This is a genomic window from Rhodococcus sp. R1101 (genome assembly GCF_000278445.1).
In the GTDB taxonomy this organism is placed as follows: domain Bacteria; phylum Actinomycetota; class Actinomycetes; order Mycobacteriales; family Mycobacteriaceae; genus Rhodococcus; species Rhodococcus gordoniae.
In genome coordinates, this window is the sequence record NZ_AJVB01000128.1 from 1 (window position 1) to 9125 (window position 9125).

Genomic DNA, 9125 nt, shown 5'->3' on the forward strand with positions numbered 1-9125 from the left:
CCGCTGACCTCTAGACAGGCGAGTTCATCATCGAGTCGGCGGCCATGTTCATGTAGTCGACGAGCTGTCGACGATGTTCGTCGTCGAGTGTCGTCTCCTCTATCGACGCGATCGCGGTGTGCATGCATCGCAACCAGGCGTCGCGCTCGAGCGGCCCGATCCGGAACGGGTGGTGGCGCATGCGCAGTCGCGGGTGCCCTCGTTCCTCGGAGTAGGTGCGCGGGCCGCCCCAGTACTGCTCCAGGAACATCCGCATGCGCCGCTCGGCCGGACCGAGATCCTCCTCGGGGTACAGGGGCCGGACGATCTCGTCCCGCGCCACCTCTTCGTAGAACCGCGCCGTGAGCCGACGGAACGTCTCGGCGCCACCGACCGCGTCGTAGAAGGTCTGCTCGTCACTCATCTGTATTCGTTCACCGTCCCTCTCGACCGTCCATTGTGCCCGCTCCCGACACCACACCGCCCGACGAGCCGGGACCGCCGGGACCGACACCGGATGTTCACCGACCCGACCTGGACCGGTCCACTGATTCCGGGTGCGATTCGGGAGCATCCGTGGTCCACTGTTCCCAGTCTTTTCGGAGGTCGTATGAAGCACAGCAGCAGCTCGCATCGACAACTCCCGCCCGCGGACGCCCCTGCAGGGGTGCCGGGGGCCACCACACTGCGCGTGGTGCACGACAGCACCGCGACGGTACCCGACTGGTTGAAACGTCGAGTGTTGCTGCTCAACGTCACCTACGAGCCGCTCACCGCCCTGCCCGCTCGCAGAGCCGTGGTCCTGATGGCCGGGGGCAAGGCCGATACCGTGCACGACGATCCGCTCGCTCCGCTCGTGCGGTCGGCCGAATGGTCGGTGCAGCTGCCGTCCGTGATCCGTCTGCGCAGCTACGTGCGCGTTCCGTATCACGCGCGGGTGCCGCTCACCCGGGCCGCGCTCATGCATCGCGACCGGAACCGGTGTGCCTACTGCGGGGGCAAGGCCGAGACGATCGATCACGTCGTGCCGCGCAGTCGCGGCGGCGAGCACACCTGGGAGAACTGCGTCGCATGCTGCGCGCCGTGCAACCACCGCAAGGCCGACAAGCTGCTCACCGAACTCGGATGGGACCTGCGTGTGGTGCCGAACCCACCGAAGGGCCGACACTGGCGCCTACTCGCCACCCTGCCCGAGTTGCACCCCACCTGGCTGCCGTATCTGGGGGAGGGTGCGGCCTGATCGGGGTCGTTCTCCGGGGCGTATGAGGCCTTTCGGGCTCGGCTGGGCTAACGTTTGGCTGTGAGCATTCTCGAGACAACCCTGATCTTCGTCGGCATCCCGCTGCTGATCGTCTTGGTCTTCGGTGGGCTGTCCTTCGTCATGAGCAAGTACCCGGGCTCCACGCCGTCGGACGACCCGTACACGCTCGACCGGAAATGGGAGCACGAGCCGCTCCTGTGGACCGCGACCGACGAATCGACCCATCCCTGGAAATACCCGCATCATGGTCACGGTCATGCCGCTCTGACCTCGGCGGAGCTGATCGGAGGTACCGCAAGTGGCAAGTGGTGACGTGATCCGGCGTCCGGCCGTCGCGCCGGAGAACCTGCCGCACGGTGCGGCACTCACCGCGAGCGGACGCATCTCCGCGGTGCGCGGTCTCGGCCAGGCATTCACGGGTGCGCCGTTCAAGGACCGCGACCTCATCATCCTCGACGACACGCTCACGCACGCCGTGCGGATCACCCATGTGCGCTTCACCGTGTACATCGGCGACGACGTGAACCCGGCCGCTGCAACCGACGCCCTGTTGCCGACGACGCCGGATGCCGACAACTCGGTGCTCATCGCCGTCTTCCCGAACCAGCGGAGCATCGAGATCCGTTCGGGTCGCACCGCCGCCGACCGCGCCACCGACCGGGTGCTGCAGCTCGGCGTGACCGCAGCCGTGTCGTCCTTCGGTCAGGGGAATCTGCTCGACGGCATCACCAGTGCCGTCCGCGTCATCGCGAACGCCATGGTCGCTCCCTAGTCCGGAGCCCACGACCACCTGTGGCCCGCTGCCGCTCCGTGACGGAGAGGCAGCGGGCCACAGTCGTCCCGGGAGGCCGGTGCGTCAGGACGCGTCGAAGGCGCGTGCCTTCAACGAGCGCACGACCCCGGCACGGCCTTCGACGACGAGCCGGCGCAGGGCCGGCGGATGGTCGCCGGCGAGGAACTCGTCTGCCGCCGCCACCGATTGCTCACCGATCGACCACGACGGGTAGAGGCCGATCACGACGGTCTGCGCAACCTCGCTCGAGCGGCGCTCCCACACCCCCGGCACCTCCGCGAAGTACCGCGCTACATACGGCTCGAGGAGTTCTCCTTGACCGGCCGGAGCGAAACCGCCGATCACGGCGCGTGCCGTGATGTTCGGGACGCTGTCGTCGTGCACGACCGTCTGCCACACCTGTTCCTTGACCGCCTCCTGCGGACGTGCCGCGCGGGCAGCCGCCGCCTGACGGGCACCCGCGGCGGTCGGGTCGCGTTCGGCCTCGGCGTCGATGAACGGCGACTCGACGCCCTCGGCGTCGACCTCACCTGCCGCGGCGAGGGCCTGGACGATCCGCCAGCGCAGATCGGTGTCGACCGTCAGCCCCGGCAGGCCGACCGTGGCCGGATCGGCGCCGAGCAGTTCCTCGAGCACCTCGGTGTGCCAGGGCGACAGGTAGGCGGTGGTCAGCGCGTTGACGAAGGCGAGCTGATGGTCGGAACCCGGCGCGGACTCGCGGGCCAGTTCGAGCAGCCGATTGGCGAAGTCCGATCGGCCGTGCTCCGCCGCCCAGGACGGATCGGCGTAACTCTCCAGCGCGGTGTGCGCCTGCAGGAGCAGCCGCTGGACGACACCGACCTCCGTCTCGGCCGCGATACCCCGCTGCACGAGGGCGACGAAGTCCCGCGCCTTCATCTCGGCCTGACGGGTCATCTCCCACGCCGCCGACCACACCAGGGTGCGGGGCAAGGACTCGGCGATGTCGCCGACCCGGTCGATGACGGTCGCGAGCGACTCCTCGTCGAGCCGCACCGAGCAGTAGGTCAGGTCGTCGTCGTTGACGAGGACGAACGCGCCGCGCGGCACACCGACCAGATCGGGCACCTCGGTGCGTTCGGCGGCGTCGACGTCGATCTCCACGCGGTGCGTGCGGACGAGCGTGCCGGAGCCGTCGTCGTCGTACACACCGATCGCGAGACGATGAACGCGGAACTCGCCGGCACCGGGCTGCGCGCCTTCCTGCACCACGGCGAATCGCGTGAAGCGTCCCTGGTCGTCGACCTCGAAGTCCGGTCGCAGGATGTTCAGTCCGGTGGTCTTGAGCCACTGGGCGCCCCAGTCCGACAGGTCCCGACCGGAGGACTTCTCGAGCGCGGCGAGCAGGTCGTCGAAGGTGGCGTTGCCGTAGGCGTGATCGCGGAAGTACTCGCGCAGACCCGCGAGGAAGGGCTCCTGCCCGACATAGGCGACGAGCTGCTTGAGCACCGACGCGCCCTTGGCGTAGGTGATGCCGTCGAAATTGACCTCCACAGCGGCGAGGTCGGGGATGTCGGCGGCGATCGGGTGGGTGGACGGCAGCTGGTCCTGCCGGTACGCCCACGATTTCTCCACGTTCGCGAAGGTCGTCCACGCGTTGGTGTACTCGGTGGCCGAGGCCTGGCACAGCACCGACGCGAACGTCGCGAACGACTCGTTGAGCCACAGGTCGTCCCACCAGCGCATGGTGACGAGGTCGCCGAACCACATGTGTGCCATCTCGTGCAGGACGGTCTCGGCGCGCCGCTCGTAGGAGTAGCGGGTGACCTTGGACCGGAAGACGTAGTCCTCCAGGAAGGTCACCGCACCGGCGTTCTCCATCGCTCCGGCGTTGAACTCGGGCACGAACAACTGGTCGTACTTGCCGAAGGCGTAAGGGATCCCGAAGTTGGCGTGGTAGAAGCCGAATCCCTGCTTGGTCTCGGTGAACAACCGGTCGGCGTCCATGTACTCCGCGAGCGACGCGCGGCAGAAGATGCGCAGCGGGATGGTGCCGTGCTCGTCGGTGTACTCGTCGGACCACACCGCGTACGGACCGGCGATCAGCGCGACGAGGTAGGTGCTCATGCGCGGGGTGGTGCGGAAGATGTGGAGACCCGGCTGCGCGGCCGCCGTCTGCACGGTGTCGGCATTGGAGATCACGGCCCAGTCCTGCGCCGCGGTGACCCTCAGATCGAAGGTGGCCTTGAGGTCGGGCTGATCGAAACACGCGAACATCCGCTTGGCGTCGGCCGTTTCGAACTGCGAGTACAGGTACACCGCGTCGTCGGTGGGGTCGACGAACCGGTGCAGGCCTTCGCCGGTGTTCGTGTACAGGCAGTCGGCGTCGACGACGAGTTCGTTGTGGGCGGCGAGCCCGGTGAGGGCGATGCCGCTCTCCTCGGAGTATCCGGCCACGTCCACGGGTTCGCCGTTGAGCGTCGCCGAGTGCACCGTCTTCGCGATGAGGTCGATGAACGTCGAGGCACCCTCGGTGGCGTCGAAGCGGACGGTGGTCACCGACCGGAACGTCGTGGTGCCCGGCGCGCCGGCACCGTCGGTGAGGTCCAGTTCGATGCTGTAGTTGTCGACGGACAGGATCGCGGCCCGTTCGGCGGCCTGCTCGCGGGTCAGATTCGGTGGTGCCACGGGGAGAACTCCTTCTCACGACGGAATGTCGGTCGGCGTCCATCCCATCATGATCGGCGGACCCTCACGGAGCGACGTCGGACAACGGCACCGTGGTGTCCGCCAGACGGTCGGCGTCGACGGGCCGGCCGGAGGTGATCAGAGCGCGGATGTCGTCGCCGGCATCCCAGATGTTCACGTTCATCCCTGCCTGCACCCGATGCTCGTCGTCGAGCCAGAACGCGAGGAAGCGCAGACCGGTGACGTCGCCGCGGGTGACCACCCGCGCATCGGGCGGAGCGAGCCCGACATATTCCATGCCGAGGTCGTACTGGTCGGTGAAGAAGTAAGGGAGCCGGTCGTAGGCTGCCTCGCGTCCGAGCATCGTCGCGGCCGCGACAGCCGGCTGGTTCAGGGCGTTCGCCCAGTGTTCGACCCGCACCCGGCTGCGAAGGAGCGGATGGTCCACCGACGCGATGTCGCCGACCGCCACGATGTCCGGATCGCTCGTGCGCAGCGACGCGTCGACGAGCACACCGTCGTCGACCGCGAGCCCGGCGTCGCGGGCGAGGTCGATGTTCGGTCGCGCCCCGACCGCGACGAGCACGGCGTCGGCGGGCACCACACTGTCGTCGCCGAACCGGATTCCGCTCGCGCGCCCGTCGTACGCGACGATCTCGCGCACCGAGGTGCTCGTGCGCAGATCGACGCCGTGTGCGCGGTGCAGATCGGCGAAGACCGCTCCCATCTCCTCACCGAGTGCCCCGAGCAGCGGCTGCTTCGCGGACTCCGCGACCACCACGCCCGCACCTCGACCGCGGGCGTTCGCGGCGATCTCCATGCCGATCCATCCGGCCCCGATGACGGCCAGCCATCCCGCGTGGTCGGTCTCACCGTGGATCGCGGCGAGCAGCGCATCGGAATCCTCGACGGTGCGCATGACGTACACGCGCTCGGCGTCGGCGCCGGGAATCGGGACCGTGCGGGGCGTCGAGCCCGTTGCGAGAGCGAGCTTGTCGTAGCGCAGCGTCGACCCGTCGGGCAGCGTCACGGTGTGGGCGGCCGGATCGATTGCGGTGACCTTCGTGCCGAGCAGCAGTTCGACGCGGTGATCGCGGTACCAGTCACCGTCGTGCACCGTGAAGTCGGCAAGCTGCTTGCGTCCGGCGAAGTAGTCCTTCGACAAGGGTGGTCGCTCGTAGGGCAGATGCTCCTCCGCGCCGATGAGCAGGATGCGCCCGGGAAAGTCGCGGGCGCGCAGTTCCTCGGCCAGCTTGGCGCCGGCCAGACCCCCGCCGACGATCAGAAACGTTTCCTCACCCGACATCGTGGTGCCTCCACTGAGATGCGTGCCGGACCTGCTTCCCGGGTCCGACGTTACGGGTACGGCACACCTTCCGGCCCGGTTCGGGAAGAATCGGCGCCGGAGCCGTGTTGTACACCTTCGGTAGTTGCCCGGCTCCGTACCGAACTCTTGTGAGGAGATCTCTTGAGCGACCCGACTGTCGCGTCCGCGACCGGCAAGGACACCGCCGACTTCTGGTTCGACCCGCTGTGCCCGTGGTGCTGGATCACCTCGCGCTGGATCCTCGAGGTCACGAAGGTGCGCGATATCGAGGCGCGTTTCCACGTGATGAGCCTGGCCGTGCTCAACGAGGGTCGCGACCTGCCCGACGACTACGCCGAGTTGATGACGAAGGCGTGGGGCCCGGTGCGCGTGGCGATCGCCGCGGCGCAGAAGTACGGCGACGACATCCTCTCCCCGCTGTACACCGCGATGGGCACCCGCATCCACAACGAGGGCAACAAGGACTTCGCGGACGTGATCGCCGCGTCGCTCGCCGAACTCGACCTCGATGCCTCGCTGGCCGAGGCCGCCGACAGTGACGCCTACGACGAGGCCCTGCGCACGAGCCACCACGCCGGCATGGACAAGGTGGGCCAGGACGTCGGTACCCCCACGATCCACGTCAACGGCATCGCCTTCTTCGGTCCCGTCCTGTCGAAGATCCCGCGTGGCGAGGAGGCCGGGAAGGTGTGGGACGGCGTGGTCGCCCTCGCGTCCTACCCGCATTTCTTCGAACTCAAGCGCAGCCGCGACGAGGAGCCCGACTTCTCCTGACCGGGTGTGGCCGTGGCGCTCGGTAGAGTGCCACGGCGTGTCGAACGAACATGTGGTCCGGCCGGCGACGGTGCGCGATATCGGGAAGGCGACGGCAACGCTCGGACGAGCGTTCCGCGACTATCCGTTCACCCGCTACACCGTCGACGGCCGCGATCACGAGGCCCGCGTCCGCGACCTGCAGGGGCTCTACCTCGCCGAGATCGGCATGCGGTGCGGCAGGGTGTGGGTCTCCGACGACGTCGACGCGGTGGCCGTGTGGACGACGCCCCGTTCCACCGGACTCGAGGAGGCGTTCGCCTCCGTCGCCGATCGGGTGACCGAACTGCGCGGCGATCGTGCCCGCGCCGCCGAACTCGCCGAGCAGGCCACCGCAGAACTGCAGCCGAGCGAACCTGTGTGGTTCCTGGCCACGGTAGGCGTCGATCCCGCCTCGCAGGGACGCGGCCTGGGACGGGCCGTCCTCGAACCCGGACTCCGCGCGGCCGAGGAACACGGGGTCGCGGCCTGCCTGGAGACCTCGTCGGAAGCGAACGTCGCCCTCTACGAACGTCTCGGCTTCGTCGTCACCGGTGTCGTCGAGCTGCCGGACGACGGCCCGAGGGTCTGGGCGATGCGCCGCTGACCTGTGGGGGTGGGGGACGCTACGCCCCGCCGAGAACAACGGGTTCGAGTACGCGCCGAGTCGGGTGCGGTACGAGGCCGGTTACGGCGCCGAGTTCCAGCACGAGTCGACGAGCTTCGGCCACCGTGGCGCCCACCGGCGTGACACCCGTGCGACGGCAGTGGGTGTGCAGGGGTGTGCCGGGCTCTCGTTAGACTTCTGGCCATGCGCGTTTACCTGGGAGCCGACCATGCGGGCTTCGAACGGAAGAATGAGATCGTCGAGCACCTGAAGAAGAACGGCCACGAGCCGATCGACTGCGGTGCGTTCGAGTACGACGCTCTCGACGACTACCCGGCCTTCTGCATCGAGGCCGCACGGCGCACCGTCGCCGACGAAGGCAGCCTCGGCATCGTGCTAGGCGGCAGCGGTAACGGTGAGCAGATCGCCGCCAACAAGGTGCCGGGCGCCCGTTGCGCCCTGGCCTGGAGTGTCGACACCGCCAAGCTCGCGCGCGAGCACAACAACGCGCAGCTCATCGGCATCGGCGGCCGCATGCACACCCTCGAGGAGACCCTCGCGATCGTCGACGCATTCCTGTCGACGGAGTGGTCGGACGAGGAGCGTCACCAGCGCCGCATCGACATCCTCGCCGAGTACGAGAAGACCGGCCGAGCACCGGCAGTGCCCGGTGCGCCTGCCTGATCCGTGCCCGAGGGACACATCCTGCACCGGCTCGCCCGGCTGCACCACGAGTGGTACTCGGGTGCGCCGGTGCGGGTGTCCAGTCCACAGGGGCGGTTCGCCGACGGCGCCGCAGCGGTGGACGGGCGCGTACTGACCCACGCGGACGCGTGGGGGAAGCATCTCTTCCATCACTACGAGGGCGGTCTCGCCGTCCACGTGCATCTCGGCATCTACGGTGAGTTCACCGACCGGGAGTTGCCGCTCGGCGAACCGGTCGGACAGGTACGGATGCGGATGATCGGCGCACGCCACGGCAGCGACCTGCGCGGTCCGGCGGCGTGCGAGATACTCACCCCGGGCGAGGTCGAGGCGATCGAGGCGAGACTCGGCCCCGACCCGCTGCGTTCCGACGCCGATCCCGAACGGGCGTGGCGCCGGATCGGTAGGTCGCGCACCGCGATCGGGGCGTTGCTCATGAACCAGGCGGTAATCGCCGGGGTGGGCAACGTGTACCGGGCCGAAGTGCTGTTCCGCCACGGCATTCATCCCGAACGTCCGGGAAACGACTTGTCCCGCACCGAGTTCGATGCGATCTGGGAGGATCTCGTCGCGTTGATGAACGTCGGCGTGAAGCACGGGCGCATGCACGTCGTTCGACCGGAACACGACCACGGGGCACCGGCCTACGCCAGGAACAGGCCCCGGACGTACGTCTATCGGCGCGCCGGTGAACCCTGCCGTATCTGCGGGACGCCCGTGCTGCATTCGGTGATGCAGGCGCGGAACCTGTTCTGGTGCCCGGTCTGTCAGCCGCGCTGAATCAGGATCGGGATTCGTGGCCGGGCAGGGCCCGGCTCACTCAGAAGTCGAACCCGCCGAAATCGAATCCGCCGCCGTCTCCACCGCCGAATTCGCCCCCGCCGAGATCCTCACCGCCGCCGCCGACGTCGTCGCCTCCTCCGTACTCGTCACCACCGCTGTAATCGGTGTCCGCCGACGGGTCGCCCGCACCGGATTCGAACGCCTGCGCGTCGTAGGGGACACCGGCCATCCC

General features: G+C 68.5%; 10 protein-coding genes and 1 pseudogene. 7 read left to right on the forward strand and 4 right to left on the reverse strand.

Going from position 1 to position 9125, the window contains the following annotated elements; genetic code table 11:
• Positions 1 to 10 precede the first annotated feature (10 nt).
• A complete protein-coding gene (locus R1101_RS0110665; protein ID WP_026003131.1) occupies positions 11 to 403 on the reverse strand; it encodes a globin in 393 nt (130 codons plus the stop codon).
• 186 nt (positions 404 to 589) lie between these two features.
• Here R1101_RS0110665 and R1101_RS0110670 point away from each other — a divergent pair, with 186 nt between their 5' ends.
• From R1101_RS0110670 to R1101_RS0110680, 3 genes are read left to right on the forward strand one after another with little or no spacing between them, the layout of a single operon-like run.
• Complete coding sequence (locus R1101_RS0110670) at positions 590 to 1219, forward strand: HNH endonuclease (protein WP_081494071.1); 630 nt, start codon at positions 590 to 592, stop codon at positions 1217 to 1219.
• A 60-nt stretch (positions 1220 to 1279) separates the two neighbouring features.
• Entirely contained in the window at positions 1280 to 1552 is a 273-nt protein-coding gene (gene ctaJ, locus R1101_RS0110675; RefSeq protein ID WP_016933425.1) for an aa3-type cytochrome oxidase subunit CtaJ, read from the forward strand.
• Complete coding sequence (locus tag R1101_RS0110680) at positions 1539 to 2012, forward strand: DUF5130 domain-containing protein (protein ID WP_026003133.1); 474 nt, start codon at positions 1539 to 1541, stop codon at positions 2010 to 2012. The genes ctaJ and R1101_RS0110680 overlap by 14 nt, the downstream gene beginning before the upstream one ends.
• A gap of 84 nt (positions 2013 to 2096) precedes the next feature.
• On the opposite strand, the gene pepN is transcribed toward R1101_RS0110680, so the two are convergent.
• The gene (gene pepN, locus R1101_RS0110685; protein WP_016933427.1) at positions 2097 to 4679 is read right to left on the reverse strand and encodes an aminopeptidase N; all 2583 of its coding nucleotides are present in this window, start codon (positions 4677 to 4679) and stop codon (positions 2097 to 2099) included.
• 64 nt (positions 4680 to 4743) lie between these two features.
• Positions 4744 to 5985: an NAD(P)/FAD-dependent oxidoreductase gene (locus R1101_RS0110690; protein WP_016933428.1), complete on the reverse strand. Its 1242-nt coding sequence runs from the start codon at positions 5983 to 5985 to the stop codon at positions 4744 to 4746.
• A gap of 162 nt (positions 5986 to 6147) precedes the next feature.
• Between R1101_RS0110690 and R1101_RS0110695 the strand changes: the two genes are divergently transcribed.
• The 4 genes from R1101_RS0110695 to R1101_RS0110710 all read left to right on the forward strand — a co-directional run bounded on the left by R1101_RS0110695 (position 6148) and on the right by R1101_RS0110710 (position 8890).
• Positions 6148 to 6780, forward strand: a complete 633-nt coding sequence (locus R1101_RS0110695) for a mycothiol-dependent nitroreductase Rv2466c family protein (protein WP_016933429.1) — start codon at positions 6148 to 6150, stop codon at positions 6778 to 6780.
• A gap of 37 nt (positions 6781 to 6817) precedes the next feature.
• Positions 6818 to 7405, forward strand: coding sequence for a GNAT family N-acetyltransferase (locus R1101_RS0110700; RefSeq protein WP_016933430.1), 588 nt, complete (start codon positions 6818 to 6820; stop codon positions 7403 to 7405).
• Positions 7406 to 7609: 204 nt separating this feature from the next.
• Positions 7610 to 8089: a ribose-5-phosphate isomerase gene (locus R1101_RS0110705; RefSeq protein WP_016933431.1), complete on the forward strand. Its 480-nt coding sequence runs from the start codon at positions 7610 to 7612 to the stop codon at positions 8087 to 8089.
• 3 nt (positions 8090 to 8092) lie between these two features.
• Entirely contained in the window at positions 8093 to 8890 is a 798-nt protein-coding gene (locus R1101_RS0110710) for an Fpg/Nei family DNA glycosylase (protein WP_016933432.1), read from the forward strand.
• Positions 8891 to 8930: 40 nt separating this feature from the next.
• Here R1101_RS0110710 and R1101_RS0110715 read toward each other — a convergent pair.
• Positions 8931 to 9125 (reverse strand): annotated as a pseudogene (locus R1101_RS0110715) (DUF1542 domain-containing protein); the annotation flags it as partial.